Raw genomic sequence first — 14,767 nt, forward strand, 5'->3', positions numbered from 1 at the left:
GGTCGGCTCGCGATATCCGGAAACGACGCCGGCGCCCAGAGGGCGCCGGCAGGATCAAGGGTAAGGAAAGAAGGCGGTGACTCAGGCCAGTCGCATGTCGGCCGGCTCGAGCTCGCCGGTCTGCACCCGCCACTGGGCGGCGTAGCGCCCGGCGCGGGCCAGCAGCTCGGCGTGGGTGCCGCGCTCGGCCACCCGGCCCGCCTCGATCACCGCGATCTCGTCGGCGTGGACGATGGTCGACAGCCGGTGGGCGATCATGATCACCGTGCGGCCGTGGCCGATGCGGCGCAGCGAGCGCTGGATGGCCGCTTCGGTCTCGTTGTCCACCGCGCTGGTGGCCTCGTCGAGCACCAGGATCGGCGGGTCCTTGAGCAGCGCCCGGGCCAGTGACAGCCGCTGGCGCTGGCCGCCGGAGAGGCGCACGCCGCGCTCGCCCACTGCGGTGTCGAGCCCCTCGGGCAGCGCCCGGATGAAGTCCCAGGCCTCGGCGGTGCGCGCCGCCTCGACGATCTCGGCGTCATCGGCATCGGGCTTGCCGTAGGCGATGTTGTCGCGGATCGAGCCCTCGAACAGGTAGACGTCCTGGCTGACCAGGCCGATCGAGCGCCGCAGCGAGGCCAGCGCCACCTCGTCGAGCGGCTGGCCATCGACGCACACCCGCCCCGCGGCCGGCTCGACGAAGCGCAGCAGCAGCTTGATCAGCGTCGACTTGCCGGAGCCGGTGGCGCCCACCAGCGCCAGGGTGTGGCCCGCCGGCACCGCCAGATCGATGCCCTCGACCCCGGCGCCGGACTCGCCGTAGCGGAAGGATACGCCCTCGAAGCGCACCTCGCCGCGCACCGGCTCGGCCAGGGGCTGGCCGGCGTCGTCACGCACCCGGATCGGCGTGGCCAGCAGGTCGAGGATGCGTCGGGTGCTGGCCATGGCGCGCTCGAACAGGTCGATCACCTGGGCCAGGCCGGTCAGCGGCCACAGCAGCCGCTGGGTGAGGAACACCAGCACCCCGTAGGCGCCGACGTTGAGCTCACCGTTCAGCGCCATCATGCCGCCCACCGTGAAGGTGGCCAGGAAGCCGGTGAGAATCGCCATGCGGATCACCGGGATGAACGCCGAGCTGATGCGGATCGCACGGCGGTTGGCCTGCACGTAGGCCTCGCTGGCGGCCTTGAGGCGCTCGGCCTCGCGCGCCTCGGCGGTGAAGCTCTTGATGGTGGCGATGCCCGCCAGGTTGTTGGCCAGCCGGCTGGAGAGCTCGCCGACCCGCTCGCGCACCTCGGCGTACAGCGGCCCGGCCTTGCGCTGGAAGTAGAAGGCGCCCCACACGATCAACGGGATCGGCGTGAAGGCCAGCAGCGCGATCAGCGGCGAGAGCACGAAGAACACCGCGCCCACCGCCACCACGGTGACGCCGACCTGGATCATCGAATTGGCGCCGCCGTCGAGGAAGCGCTCGAGCTGGTTGACGTCATCGTTCATGGTCGCCACCAGCTGCCCGGAGCTCGTCGACTCGAAGAAGCCCATGTCCAGGCGCTGGACGTGCTCGTAGGCGTCCTGACGCAGCTCGGCCTGGAGCCGCTGGGCCAGGTTGCGCCACAGGATCTGGTAGAGATACTCGAACAGCGATTCGCCGGCCCAGATGAAGAAGGTCAGCACCCCGAGGATCAGGATCTGCTCGCGGGCGGTGGTGAAGCCCAGCCCGGCGACGAAGCTGTCCTCCTGGTTGACCACCACGTCGATGGCCACCCCGATCAGGATCTCCGGGGCGATATCGAACAGCTTGTTGATGACCGAGCAGACGGTCGCGGCGACGATCCGACGCCGGTGTCCGCGGGCATAGCGAAGCAGGCGGCCCAGCGCCTCGAAGCTTCTCATATTCGACATGGGGACTCTCTCTGTGGCGGCTGTCCGGTGAACGACACGAGACCGCCGGGCCCTGGGAGGCCCGGCGGTCTGGACGAGACGGCTACCATACCCCGTCGTCGCGGGACTGTCCTCCCGGCAGGGCCCGGGAGGACAAGATGGCGGAAGGATTGCCGCTCAGCCGATGGCGGCGAGATAGCGCCGCTCGACCTCGCTCCAGTCGACCACCTCGTAGAAGGCGGCGATGTACTCGGGGCGCTTGTTCCAGAATTTCAGATAGTAGGCGTGCTCCCACACATCCAGGCCCAGCACCGGCGTGTTGCCGTGCATCAGCGGGCTGTCCTGATTGGCGGTGCTCTCCACCACCAGCGCGCCCTGCGGGGTCACGCTGAGCCAGGCCCAGCCGCTGCCGAAGCGGGAGACGGCGGCCTGGGTGAAGGCCTGCTGGAAGGCCTCGACGCCGCCCAGCTCTCGCTCGATGGCCGCCGCCACCCGCCCGGTCGGCGCCCCGCCGCCCTCGGGCGACATCACCCGCCAGAACAGCGAGTGGTTGGCGTGACCGCCGCCGTTGTTGATCACCGCCTGGCGCTTGTCGGCGGGCACCCGGTCGAGATCGGCGACCAGCGCCTCCACCGGCACGTCCTCGAGGCCGGTGCCTTCCAGGGCGGCGTTGAGGTTGTTGACGTAGGTCTGATGATGCCGGGCATGGTGGATCTCCATGGTCAGGGCATCGAGATGCGGTTCGAGGGCATCGTAGGCATAGGGCAGTTCGGGCAACGCATGCGGCATGGCGGCGGCTCCTTTGTCGCGAAAGTCGGTCGAGAGAGACGTAGAGAGACGTAGAGAGACGAGAGATGAAACGAACGACCAAGCCTCAGACTACGCCTCACAAAACGAAATGAAAACCAATATCAACAAAGAGCCAGTTCCATCCCGACGAGATTTGATAACCATTCGTATCGAAGGTAACCTCACGCGGGTGCGCAGCCCTCGCCCATCGTGATGCCCTCGCGCCGCCGACGATCCACGGAGCCCACCATGTTCGACGCCCAGGCCGCGACCTTCGAGGTCAACGGCAAACGCCTGCTGCATCCCACCGATCTTCGCTTCGAGGAAGGCCGGGTCCACGGCCTGATCGGCCATAACGGCTCCGGCAAGTCGACGCTGCTCAAGCTGCTGGCCCAGCAGCAGCCCGCCAGCCAGGGCGTCATCCGCTTCGACGGCCGGCCGCTCGGCGACTGGGGCCACCGCGAGTTTGCCCGCCAGGTGGCCTACCTGCCCCAGCACCTGCCCAGCGCCGAGACCCTGACCTGCCGCGAGCTGATCGCCTTCGGCCGCTACCCCTGGCGCGGCCTGCTGGGGCGCCATACCCGCGAGGATCGTGAGCAGGTCGAGCGCGCCATCGCCCTGACCCACACCGAAGCCTTCGCCGACCGCCTGGTGGACACCCTCTCCGGCGGCGAGCGCCAGCGCGTGTGGCTCGCCATGCTGCTGGCCCAGGGCAGCCGCTTCCTGCTGCTCGACGAACCGCTGGCGGCGCTGGACATCGCCCACCAGGTCGAGGTGCTGGCCCTGACCCGCCGGCTCTCCCAGGAACTGGGCCTCGGCGTGATCATCGTGCTGCACGACATCAACATGGCCTCACGCTACTGCGACCGCCTGGTGGCGCTGCACGGCGGCCGGGTGCTGGCCCAGGGCACGCCGGCCGAGCTGATGACCGGCGACACCCTGGAGGCGATCTACGGCATTCCCATGCACGTGATGCACCATCCCGTCGGCGAGCATCGGGTCGCCATCGCCCACTGATTCCATCACTCGCTCGTCACTCGTTCATGGAGTTCCGCTTGTCTCCTCCCCGCCGCCTTCGTCGACGGGCCCGCCGCTGGCTCGCCGGCCCGCTCGTCATGCTGCTCACGCTCTTCACCGCCCTGCCGGCGCTGGCCGACTCACCACATCTGGCATCACCGCGGCTGGCGACCCTCGACTGGACCCTGGCCGAGACCCTGGCCGCCCTCGAGGCTCCGCCCGCGGCGCTGGCCCAGCTCGACGCCTATCACGCCTGGGTGGGCGAGCCGGCGCTGCCGGACGCGGTGATCGACCTCGGCCTGCGCTCCCAGCCCAATCTGGAGCTGCTGGCGGACCTCGATCCCGAGCGCATCCTGATCTCGCCGATGTTCGCCAACCTCGCCCCGCGCCTCGAGGCGATCGCCCCGGTGGACACCCTGACGCTCTATACCCCCGGCCGGGACACCTGGACGGAGATGCGCGAGCTGACGCGCCGCGTCGCCGATATCGTCGAACGGCCCAAGGCCGGCGAGCGGCTGATCGAGGACACCGAGTCGCGTCTGACGCGCCTCGAGCAGCGCCTCGGGGACGACGCCCCACCGCTGCTCGTCGTGCAGTTCATGGACGCCCGCCACATGCGGGTGTTCGGCGACAACGGCCTCTATCAGGCGGTGCTCGACCGCCTGGGGCTCAAGAACGCCTGGAACGGCGTCACCAACGCCTGGGGCTTCTCGCTGGTCGGCATCGAGGCCCTGGCCGGCCTCGACGCCCGGCTGGTGGTGGTCGAACCCTATCCGGCCGGCGTGCGCGAGACCCTGGCCGACAGCGGCCTGTGGCGGCGGCTGGTCGAACGCAGCCGCGGCGAGCCGCTGATCCTCCCCCCGGTGTGGAGCTTCGGCGCTCTGCCCTCCGCCCAGCGCTTCGCCGAACAGCTGGCCACCGCCCTGGAGAACGACGATGTCCGCTGATGCGCTTGCCCACGCCACACCTTCACGCCGGCTGACGCCGGGCCGCGCCTGCCTGCTGCTGGGCCTGCTCACCGCGGGCCTCGCTCTGGCCCACCTGACGTCGAGCACGGGGCTCGTGACCGGGCTGTCGTCGCTGGTGACGATCCCCGACGCCTCGTCGGAAACCCTGGTGCTGCACTTCGCCTGGTGGCCGCGGCTGGCCATGGCGCTGATGGCCGGCGGAGGCCTGGCGCTGGCCGGGGTGCTGATGCAGCAGGTGCTGCGCAACCCGCTGGCGGCGCCCACCACCCTGGGCGTGGCCAGCGGCGCCAACCTGGCGCTGATGGCCGCCAGCCTGCTGGCCCCGGGGCTGCTCGCCCTGGGCCGAGAATGGGTGGCACTGGCCGGCGGCGGACTGGCCATGGGGCTGGTATTCGCCCTGGCCTGGCGTCGCGGCCTGTCGCCGGTGGTGGTGGTGCTCGGCGGGCTGGTGGTCAACCTCTACTTCGGCGCCCTGGCCATGGTGCTGCTGCTGTTTCATCAGGAGGCGCTCAAGGGTCTGCTGATCTGGGGCGCCGGCTCGCTGGCCCAGAACGGCTGGAGCGACGCCGCCTTCCTCGCGCCGCGCCTGGCGCTGGGCGTTCTCGGCGCCTTCTGGCTGCTGCGCCCGCTGGCGGTGCTGGAGCTCGACGAAGCCGGCGCCCGCAGCCTCGGCGTGTCGCTCAAGTGGCTGCGCCTGGCCGGGCTCGGCCTGGCGGTGTTCCTCACCGGCTGCGTGGTCAGCACGGTGGGTGTCATCGGCTTCATCGGCCTGGCGGCGCCCAACATCGTGCGCCTGGCCGGGGCCCGGCGGCTGGGCACGCGGCTGCTGTGGTCGACACTGCTCGGCGCCCTGCTGCTGGCCACCACCGACCAGCTGCTGCAGCGCTACGCCGGCACCCTGCCGACGCTGATTCCCACCGGCGCCACCACCGCCGCCCTGGGCGCGCCGCTGCTGCTGTGGCTGATTCCACGCCTGCGCCTCAACGGCTCGGCGCCGCCGCGCCACGCCGGCACGCCCGCCATGCGGCATCCCGCCCCACGACGGCTGATCGTCGGCCTGTCCCTCGCCCTGGTCGCGATGGCCGCGGTGGCGGTGCTGGCCGGCCAGGGCGCCGACGGCTGGCAGTGGGCCTCGCCCCTGAACACCGACCTGCTCGAGTGGCGCTGGCCACGGCTGCTCGCCGCCGCCGGCTGCGGGCTGATGCTGGCCGTCGCCGGGACCCTGATCCAGCGCCTCACCGCCAACCCCATGGCCAGCCCCGAGATCCTGGGGATCAGCGGCGGCAGCGCCATCGCCCTCATGGCGGCGATCTTCCTGCTGCCGTCGCCGGGCAACCTGGCACTGGTCGGCGCCGGGGTGCTGGGCGCCCTCGCCGCCCTGGCGGTGCTGGTAATCGTCAACCGCAAGAGCGGCTTTCAGCCCGAACGGCTGCTGCTCACCGGGGTGGCGATCACGGCGCTGTTCGAGGCGGTCAAGGCCGTGGTGCTGGCCGGCGGCGACCCGCGCGGCCAGCAGGTCATCGCCTGGCTCTCCGGTTCCACCTACTATGTCGATGCGGCGAGCGCCGTGACGGTCGCCGGCGCGGCCGTGGTGCTGGCGATCATCGCCGCCCCGCTCGCCCGCTGGCTGGACATCCTGCCGCTGGGCGGCGCCACGGCCGCCGCGCTCGGCATCCCGCTGCGTCGGGCGCGGCTCGGCCTGCTGCTGCTGGTCGCCCTGCTGACCGCCGCCGCCACCCTGGTGGTCGGGCCGCTGTCCTTCGTCGGCCTGCTCGCTCCCCACATGGCACGGCTGCTGGGCTTCACCCGCGCCCGGACGCATCTCGCCGGGGCCGCCCTGACCGGCGCGTTGCTGATGGTGCTGGCGGACTGGCTGGGCCGCCAGTTACTGTTCCCCCAGGAGATTCCTGCCGGCCTGGTCGCTTCGCTGATCGGCGGCGCCTATTTCATGTGGGGGATGCGACGGCTATGAGCCATCTCGATAACCGGGCCCGCCGATGGGCCGATCGCTGGCAAGGCCGGCTCGCCTGTGGCATCGCCTGCGCCCTGGCGCTTTTCCCGCTGACGGGGGCCGCGCATCCCCACGGCTGGGTGGACGTCTCGGTGAAGGTGATAACGGATACCCAAGGACGTGCCGAGGCCCTTCAGCAGCGCTGGCGACTGGATCCGTTCTACAGCCAGCTGCTGCTGGAAGAACTTCGCGCCGCCCAAGGCGACGAACCGATGGCGGCGCGTCTCGACCAGCTGGGGGTGGAGATCCGCAATACCCTGGCCCCGAAGCGCTATTTCACCCACGTGACCCGGGCCGGCCAGCCGGTCGAGCTCGGCGACGTCGACGACTTCACCACCCTGGCACGCGGCGGTCGCGTCGAGCTGATGTTTCGACTACCGCTGGCCAATCCCCTTCCGTTGGACGAGTCGCCGGTGCGCTACCGCATCTATGACCCGACCTACTACCTCGAGGTCGTGCACGAGGCGGACGGCGACACGCCCAGGCCGGACGCGCTGACGGTCGAAGAAGACGGCTGCCGTACCCGGATCATCGCCGCCGATCCCGATCCAGCGAAGGTCGCCGAGGCGGCCATGCTGGATCGCGGCGAACAGGCGGAAGAAGGGCTCGGCCGCTTCTTCGCGGAAACGGGAGAGATACGATGCGATCATCCATGAACCCGGCCGACAGGGCTCGGCCTCGCCCCCGGTGGCTCGGCCCCGTGGTCATTGGCGGACTCGCCCTGGCGCTGCTCGCCGCGGCCTGGGTCACGCTGGGCCAGGAGGCCAGCCTGCAACTGGTCGCCTGGCAGCGCGGCCTGCACCGCGCCCTGACGGAGGCGATCGCGGCCCTCGACGCTGCCCCGACGGCGGCCGCCTGGTGGGGCCTGCTGGGCCTCAGCTTCGGCTATGGGGTCTTCCATGCCGCCGGCCCGGGCCACGGCAAGGCGGTGCTCGGCACCTACCTGCTCAGCCAGGGCGGCGCGCTGCGCCGGGCCCTGCTGCTCTCCTGTCTGGCCTCGTTGCTGCAGGCCCTGGTGGCCATCGGCCTGGTCACGGTGCTGGTCCATGGACTGGGCTGGCTGACCCGCCAGGCCATGGGCTCGGTGGTATGGCTGGAGCAGGCCAGCTACCTGCTCGTCGCGGCACTCGGGCTCTGGCTGTGCTGGCGGGCCCTGGCCGGCCATCGGCACGCGCCAGGCTCTCATGACCATGACCATGACCATGACCATGACCCGCACGAGTGTGACTGCGCCCACCATCTGACGCCCCAACAGGCCTCGGACTGGCGCGGTGCCCTGGCCGTGGTGGCCTCGATCGGCATGCGTCCCTGCAGCGGCAGCGTGCTGCTGGTCGGCGCCGCCTCGCTGCTGGGGCACTACTGGAGCGGTGTGCTGGCGGTGCTGGCCATGGCTGCCGGTACCGCCCTGACGGTCTCGGCGCTGGCCCTGGCCAGCGTGATGGCCCGGGGCTGGGCCGAGCGCCGCCTGCAGCGTTCGACGCGTGGCGCGACCCTGGAACGCTGCCTGAGAGCGGCCGGCTTCGCAGGCGGTGCCCTCATCCTGATGCTGGGGCTTTCACTGTTCGTGGCCGGGGCCCAGTCACCCGACGCGCCGCCGCTGCTCGAGGGCGCCCCCACGACCTCGCCCTCGCCGTTCGGCGGCTAGCGCCTCACGCACGACAGCCAGCCCAGGAACGACCGCGCCCGGCCATTGAAATGGCCGGGCGCGGTGCATTTGGCATGGTGAAAGGCGTGACTCAGAAGCGGTAGCTCAGGCTGCCGATCACGCTGCGCGATTCGCCGTAGTAGCACCAGGAATCACAGCCGCTGATGTACTCCTTGTCGGTCAGGTTGGTGACGTTGACCTGGGCCTCCCAGGAGGAGTTGATCTCGTAACGTGCCATGGCGTCGTAGACGGTGTAGGACGAGACCTCATCGTTACTATCAGCCGCGGCATTGACGCTTTCGCCGACGTAGCGCGCCCCGGCACCGATATCCAGGCCGTTCAGAGCGCCACCCTCGAAGCCGTAGTCGAGCCACAGCGACGCCTGATGGCGCGGCGTCAGGCCGGCACGAAACTCGCCACGGTCGGGATCCTCGACCGTCGTATCCAGATAGGTGTAGGCCGCCGTGAGCTGCAACTGATCAGTCAGATAACCCACGCCCTCAAGCTCGAAGCCCTGCGAATGCCGCTCGCCTCCCTGCGACTGTACGAACTGAGAGTCCGTGTACAGCGTATGGGTTTCCTTCAGGTCGAACACCGAGGCAGTCATGTAACCGTCCAGCCAGTCGGGCGTGTACTTGATCCCGGCCTCCCACTGCTCGCCTTCGCTTGGCTCGTAGGCCTGGCCGTCCGGGCCGCGCCCGCCGTTCGGGGTGAAGGATTCGCTGTAGCTGAGGTAGGGCGAGATGCCGTAGTCGCCCAGGTACATCACGCCGCCGCTGAACGACAGCTGGCGATCGGTCTGGTCGTATTGGTTCGCGGCCGGATCATCACTGTAGCTTTCCACGGTGGCGGTGTCGTGGCGCACGCCCCCGAGGAGGATCCAGCGATCGTTTAGCCGCAGCTGATCCTGCAGGTAGACGCCGATCTGTTCCTTCTTCTCCTCGGCGTCGTAGCGGAGCGAGCCGGGCGCGTAGTCACCATACTCGGGATCGAAGACGTCGAAGCCGGAGAAATTGCCGGTGCCATCGCCATTGCGATAGTCGACATCGAGGTTCTGATAGTCGACGCCGAACAGCAGCGTGTTCTCGGTGTTGTCGGTGAACCATTGCCCGACCAGGCGGTTGTCCACCGTGAAGGCGTCGTAGCTGCCGTCGCGATAGGTCAGGTAGCGCCCCACCGTGCGGTGATCCGCGTTGAGGGCGGTGAAGGGCGACAGGGTCCTCAGCATCAGATCCATGTGGCTATAGCGCAGGTTCTGCTGGAACTGCCAGCTGTCGTCGATATCGTGCTCGAGCTCGTAGCCGACAGACACCTGCTCGCGCTCCTGGCGCTCGTAGTCCGGCTCGCCGAGGTTGGTGTCGCGGTCGATGCGGCCGAACTCGGTGCTCGTCAGCGAGCCCTCGACCGGCCGGAAACCCTTGCTCGGGGTGCCGTGATCCTTCATGTAGCTGGCCAGGAAGGTCACGGTAGTATCGTCGGAGAGATCCACCGCCAGGCTCGGCGCCAGATACACCCGCTCGTTATCGGTATGCTCCAGCTCGCCGTCGGCCTCACGGAACAGGCCGACCATGCGATAGCGCATGTTGTCGGTGCCGGTGACCGGCCCGGAACTGTCGATGCCGATCTGGCGATGCCCCTTGTTACCCACCTGCAGCTCGAGCTCGCCCTGTTGCTCGAAGGTGGGGCGCTTGCTGATCGCATTCACGACGCCGCCGGGAGGCGCCTCGCCGTAGAGGATCGACGCCGGCCCCTTGAGCAGATCCACGCGTTCCAGGCCGTAGGGCTCGGTCACCCACCAGAAGTAGCCGCTCTCGCGGAACAGGCGCAGGCCGTCCTGGTAGGTCGAGTTCTCGCCGCTGAAACCGCGGATGTTGAACCAGTCGACGCCGTTGTCGCTGCCATAGGGGGTCGCCTGCACGCCGCTGCGATAGCGGAAGGTCTCGTCGAAGCTGTTGACCGCGCGCTTGTCCAGCTCGTCGCGCCCGACCTCGGACACGGCCCGCGGCGTCTCGATGGTCGGCGTCGCGACCTTGAGCGCGGTGGCGCTGACGACGACGGTGTCGGTCTCGACCTCCGTGGCGTCCTGCTGGGCCAGCGCCGCGCCGGCGGCGCCGATGAGGGTGAAGCCGAGGCCATAGCGGACGGCGGCGGTCAGGGGGGACAGCCGCCACGAGCGGCGGGATACGCGAGTCATTGGTGTGTGCCTTACGATTCGGGGGACAAGGGAGCCGCCAGCGCGGAACGCCACGTTCGAGACGGCGGCACACAGATGCTAATGGCTTTTATTTGCGGAAACAAATATGACGCATCCCGCCCCTCCGACCGGCTAGCCCCTCACTTCGTCGAGCCGGGCCACCGCGTCCCGGCTGACGCTCAGCCGCTGGTCGCCCGTCAGTTCGCTCAGCCTGCCGCCGTGCATCTCCAGCAGCCGGTCGGCGTGATCGAAGTAATGGTCGTCGTGACTGATGGCGAACACCGTCTTGCCCATCGCCTGCAGCCGCGGCAGCAGGTCGCGATAGAAGACCCGGCGGAACTGCGGGTCCTGGTCGGCGGCCCACTCGTCGAGCAGCAGCAGATCGCGCTCCTCCGCCACCGCCATCAGCAGCGCCAGCCGCTTGCGCTGCCCCTGGGAGAGCTCGGGATTGGTCACGCTCTGGCCGTCGAAGGCCAGCTTGTCGCGCATCGCCAGCTCCTCCAGCCACGCCTCGACCAGGGCGGGGTCGGCCTGGGCGCCCTCGGGCCCGACCAGATCCGCGAACTGGTGAAAGTCGCTGAACACCGCGGAGAAACGCTGCCGGTAGGACGCGGCATCCCTCAGCGGCTCGCCGTCCAGCAACAGCTCGCCCTCCTGGGGCCGATAGAGCCCCGTCAGCAGCTTGGCCAGGGTCGACTTGCCGCTGCCGTTGCCGCCGATCAGGAACACCATCTCGCCGCGCCGCAGCGTCAGGTCCAGGGGGCCGACGGCGAAGCCGGCCTCACCGTCCGCGCCGGTGTAGGCGAAGCGCACGCCGTGCAGGCTCAGGGTCTGCCACTCGCCCGGCTCGGCCTCGGCCACCGCGAAATCGCGCTCGGCCTCGGCCAGTTCGAGCGCCGCGATCTTGTCGAAGGCCACCTGGGCGCTCATCAGCGTCGGCAGCGCGCCGATGGCCTGCAGCAGCGGCGTGCGCAGGAACAGCAGGGTCAGCGAGTAGGTCGCCGCCACCGAGGTGCTGGCCCAGCCCAGGCCGTTGGCAAGGAAGAACACCACGCCGATGGCGCCGAGCATCATGATATTCGACCAGTTGATCGCGCTCAGGTGATAGGTGTCGGCGCGGATGATCTGGCCGCGGTAGTCGCGGGCATCGACCTCGTAGCGCTCGTCGTAGAGGCGCCGCGCCCGTCCGCGGTTGAGCGCCAGCTCCTTCCGCCCGTGGATGACCGCCTCGTAGTCGCGGTAGAGCCGGTCCTCGCTCTCGCGTACCCGCGAGAGATGCCGATAGACCCGCGCCACCAGCCACGAGCTGACGGCGATGGTGACGGCCAGCCAGGCGGCTGTGACCACGAGCAGGCCCGGCGACAGCCAGCCCAGATAAAGCGCCGAGCCGACGGTCAGCACCAGGCCCTGGATCAGCTCCGGCAGGCGCACGAAGGCGATGGTCACGTTGCGGATGTCGCTCGACAGGCTGGCCAGCAGTTCGGCGCTGCCGAGGCGCTCGAGGCGCTCGACGTCGGTATCGAGGATCTGCTTCACCAGCCGCCCGCGCAGCCCGTGGACGAAATGATGGCCGAGGATGGTCAGCGCCAGCTGCGAGGCGAGCGTCACCACCAGCAGCGCGACCACCACGCCGAGGAAGGCCGGCAGCACGCCGGCAGGATCGCCGACGGTGTCGATCAGCCGCCGGTTGATGAAGGCGATGGCACCGATGCCAAGCCCGGCGCTGGCCAGGCTGAGCAGCATCACGCCGAGGAAGGGCCAGCGGTAATGGCGATAGACGACGCGCAGCAGTTCCACGATGCATCCTTGTTATGGGGCGATAGGAAAGGAGGCATTGTCCGCCTGTGAGGGCAGGCGTCAATGCGGGCACGGCGATGCCGCCATCTTGCGTCACACGGGACACGCCTTCCCGAATTGCGCAACACAATGAAAAGAATTATCGTTTGCAATATCGAGACATACTATCGGCCTCGACACACAACGATAACCATCCCCCGGATCGAACAAGGGATCATCACGACATGCCCACTCTCCGACATCCGCATCTCCAGCGGCTGCCGATGCTGCCGCTCGTCCTCGGTTTCACCCTGCCCGTCACGGCGCTGGCCCAGTCCGCCAGCGAGGCGCCGAACGCGACCGATGCCCAGGCCATGAACCCGCTGGTGATCACCGCCAAGCGCAATCAAAGCCGCGTGGACGAGACGCCCCAGAAGGTCACCGTCATCACCCGCGAACAGATCGAGCAGCAGCTGGCCATCACCCAGGATCCGGGCCAGGTGCTCAGCAACCTGATTCCCTCCTACTCGCCCAGCCGCCAGAAGCTCTCCAACGCCGGTGAGACCTTCCGCGGTCGCGCACCGCTGTTCCTGGTCGACGGCGTGCCCCAGTCCAACCCACTGCGCGACAGCGGGCGTGACAGCTACACCATCGACCTCTCGATGGTCGAGCGCATCGAAGTCATCCACGGCGCCAGCGCCGAGCACGGTCTGGGCGCCACCGGCGGAATCATCAATTACGTGACCAAGCGTCCCGACGGCGCCGGGGTGAGCCAGCACGCCGGCATCAGCCTGACCAGCGACGACGACTTCGAGTCCGAGGGCTTCGGCCACAAGCTGGACTATCGCCTGAGCGGCCAGACCGGCGACTGGGACTATGTGTTGGCCGCCAGCCGCCAGGAGCGGGGCGTCTTCTACGACGGCAGCGACGACGAGGTCGGCATCGCCTATCCCGGCGAGATCCAGAACGCCGAGAGCTACGACCTGATGGCCAAGGCGGGCTACTGGATCGACGATCGCCAGAACGTCGAGGTCTCGCTCAACCGCTTCGAGCTGGAGGGCAACGGAGACTATGTCCCGGTAACGGGCGACCGCGACGCGGGCATCGCGACCACCGCGCGCAAGGGCGATCCGATCGGCGATCCCGGCTTCAACGAGGTCACCACCGCCCGGCTGTCGTACTCCCATGACGACTGGCTCGGCAACAGCGTAGACGCTCAGCTCTATACCCAGCGCTTCCGGGCCCAGTTCGGCACCACGCCCTACTTCCCCTACCAGGGCGACGACGGCACGACCCGCTACGACCAGACCCGCAACGAGTCCGACAAGGTCGGCGCCAAGTTCACCCTGTCCCGCGACGGCCTGCTGAACGATCGCCTGACCCTGACCACCGGCCTCGACCTGCTCGAGGACGAGACGCGGCAGATGCTGGTGCACACCGACCGCACCTACGTACCGGAGACGCAGTTCCGCAACGTCGCCGCCTTCCTGCAGGGCGACTACAGCCTGACCGATGCGGTCAGCCTGCACGCCGGCGTGCGCCACGAGCGCGCCGAGCTCGACGTCGACGACTTCTCGACCATCGACCGCAGCAACGTCACCCAGGACAACGTCAGCGTCGAGGGCGGCACGCCCGACTTCGACGAGACGCTGTACAACGCAGGCATCGTCTATCAGGCCACCGAGTGGGCGCAGCTCTACGCCAACTACTCCGAAGGCTTCGGCATGCCGGACGTGGGCCGCGTGCTACGCGGCATCGGCGAACCCGGCCAGAGCGTTGACGGCCTGCTGCAGCTGCAGCCCATCGTCACCGATAACCGCGAGATCGGCGCCCGCTTCGACTGGGATCGCTACGGCCTCGAGTTGAGCTACTACGAGTCGAACTCCGACTACGGCGAGCGCCTGGCCTTCGAGAACGGCACCTGGGTCGGCAGTCGCGAGAAGACCGAGAGCCAGGGCGTCGAGGTCACCGGCGAGGCCCGGGTCAGCGATCGCCACCGGCTGCGGCTGTCCTACACCCACGCCGAAGGCGAGTCGGACACCGACGGCGACGGCAGCGTCGACACCGAGCTGACCGGCATCAACATCGCTCCGGACACCCTCAAGCTGGCCTGGAGCGCGGCCTGGAACGACGAGCTTTCCACGCATCTGCAGTTCAGCCGCTACTTCAACCGAAGCGTCGACGACCCCGAGCTGGAGTTCGACGGCTACGGCCTGGTCGACGCCTCGCTGACCTATCGCCTGCCGGTGGGCCGCACCAGCCTGGGCGTGGAGAACCTCACCGACGAGGACTACTTCACCTACTACTCCCAGGCCGCCCGCAACAGCGACGAGTACTACTTCAAGGGTCGCGGCCGCACTCTGACCCTGAGCTATCAGCTCAACTTCTGAGCCGCCGTCGTATGACGCCTTTCATGAGCGGCATCTCCGGATGCCGCTCCTTTCCGTTTACTGCTGGCCCGATCGCGATGCCCGACACTGCTTCCCACTCGAATCGCGCTTGGACGG

At 68.9% G+C, this 14,767-nt stretch carries 10 protein-coding genes; 6 read left to right on the forward strand and 4 right to left on the reverse strand.

What is annotated here, in order from left to right; genetic code table 11:
- Positions 1-81: 81 nt before the first annotated feature.
- Together C9J49_RS04940 and C9J49_RS04945 are read right to left on the reverse strand one after the other, a co-directional pair.
- Positions 82-1,881 carry an ABC transporter ATP-binding protein gene (locus C9J49_RS04940; RefSeq protein ID WP_107181696.1) on the reverse strand — a complete coding sequence of 600 codons (1,800 nt, stop codon included), beginning with the start codon at positions 1,879-1,881 and terminating at the stop codon, positions 82-84.
- Between the two features lie 156 nt (positions 1,882-2,037).
- Positions 2,038-2,649: a superoxide dismutase gene (locus C9J49_RS04945; protein ID WP_107181697.1), complete on the reverse strand. Its 612-nt coding sequence runs from the start codon at positions 2,647-2,649 to the stop codon at positions 2,038-2,040.
- A gap of 249 nt (positions 2,650-2,898) precedes the next feature.
- On the opposite strand from C9J49_RS04945, the gene C9J49_RS04950 reads away from it, so the two are divergent.
- The 5 genes from C9J49_RS04950 to C9J49_RS04970 all read left to right on the forward strand — a co-directional run bounded on the left by C9J49_RS04950 (position 2,899) and on the right by C9J49_RS04970 (position 8,290).
- Positions 2,899-3,666 carry an ATP-binding cassette domain-containing protein gene (locus tag C9J49_RS04950; protein WP_035592868.1) on the forward strand — a complete coding sequence of 256 codons (768 nt, stop codon included), beginning with the start codon at positions 2,899-2,901 and terminating at the stop codon, positions 3,664-3,666.
- Positions 3,667-3,764: 98 nt separating this feature from the next.
- Complete coding sequence (locus C9J49_RS04955) at positions 3,765-4,613, forward strand: ABC transporter substrate-binding protein (RefSeq protein ID WP_258393782.1); 849 nt, start codon at positions 3,765-3,767, stop codon at positions 4,611-4,613.
- Positions 4,603-6,606, forward strand: coding sequence for a Fe(3+)-hydroxamate ABC transporter permease FhuB (fhuB, locus tag C9J49_RS04960; RefSeq protein WP_107181699.1), 2,004 nt, complete (start codon positions 4,603-4,605; stop codon positions 6,604-6,606). The genes C9J49_RS04955 and fhuB overlap by 11 nt, the downstream gene beginning before the upstream one ends.
- Positions 6,603-7,301 carry a DUF1007 family protein gene (locus C9J49_RS04965; protein WP_052719345.1) on the forward strand — a complete coding sequence of 233 codons (699 nt, stop codon included), beginning with the start codon at positions 6,603-6,605 and terminating at the stop codon, positions 7,299-7,301. Before fhuB ends, C9J49_RS04965 begins: the two co-directional genes overlap by 4 nt.
- Positions 7,286-8,290, forward strand: a complete 1,005-nt coding sequence (locus C9J49_RS04970) for a nickel/cobalt transporter (RefSeq protein ID WP_258393783.1) — start codon at positions 7,286-7,288, stop codon at positions 8,288-8,290. The genes C9J49_RS04965 and C9J49_RS04970 overlap by 16 nt, the downstream gene beginning before the upstream one ends.
- 91 nt (positions 8,291-8,381) lie before the next feature.
- Here C9J49_RS04970 and C9J49_RS04975 read toward each other — a convergent pair whose 3' ends face one another.
- Both C9J49_RS04975 and C9J49_RS04980 read right to left on the reverse strand, forming a co-directional pair.
- Positions 8,382-10,484, reverse strand: coding sequence for a TonB-dependent siderophore receptor (locus C9J49_RS04975; protein WP_107181701.1), 2,103 nt, complete (start codon positions 10,482-10,484; stop codon positions 8,382-8,384).
- 132 nt (positions 10,485-10,616) lie between these two features.
- A complete protein-coding gene (locus C9J49_RS04980) occupies positions 10,617-12,281 on the reverse strand; it encodes a multidrug ABC transporter permease/ATP-binding protein (RefSeq protein ID WP_107181702.1) in 1,665 nt (554 codons plus the stop codon).
- A 224-nt stretch (positions 12,282-12,505) separates the two neighbouring features.
- On the opposite strand from C9J49_RS04980, the gene C9J49_RS04985 reads away from it, so the two are divergent.
- Complete coding sequence (locus C9J49_RS04985; protein ID WP_107181703.1) at positions 12,506-14,650, forward strand: TonB-dependent receptor; 2,145 nt, start codon at positions 12,506-12,508, stop codon at positions 14,648-14,650.
- The last annotated feature ends 117 nt before the right edge of the window (positions 14,651-14,767 follow it).

Source organism: Halomonas sp. SL1, assembly GCF_003030865.2.
GTDB lineage: Bacteria > Pseudomonadota > Gammaproteobacteria > Pseudomonadales > Halomonadaceae > Halomonas > Halomonas halophila.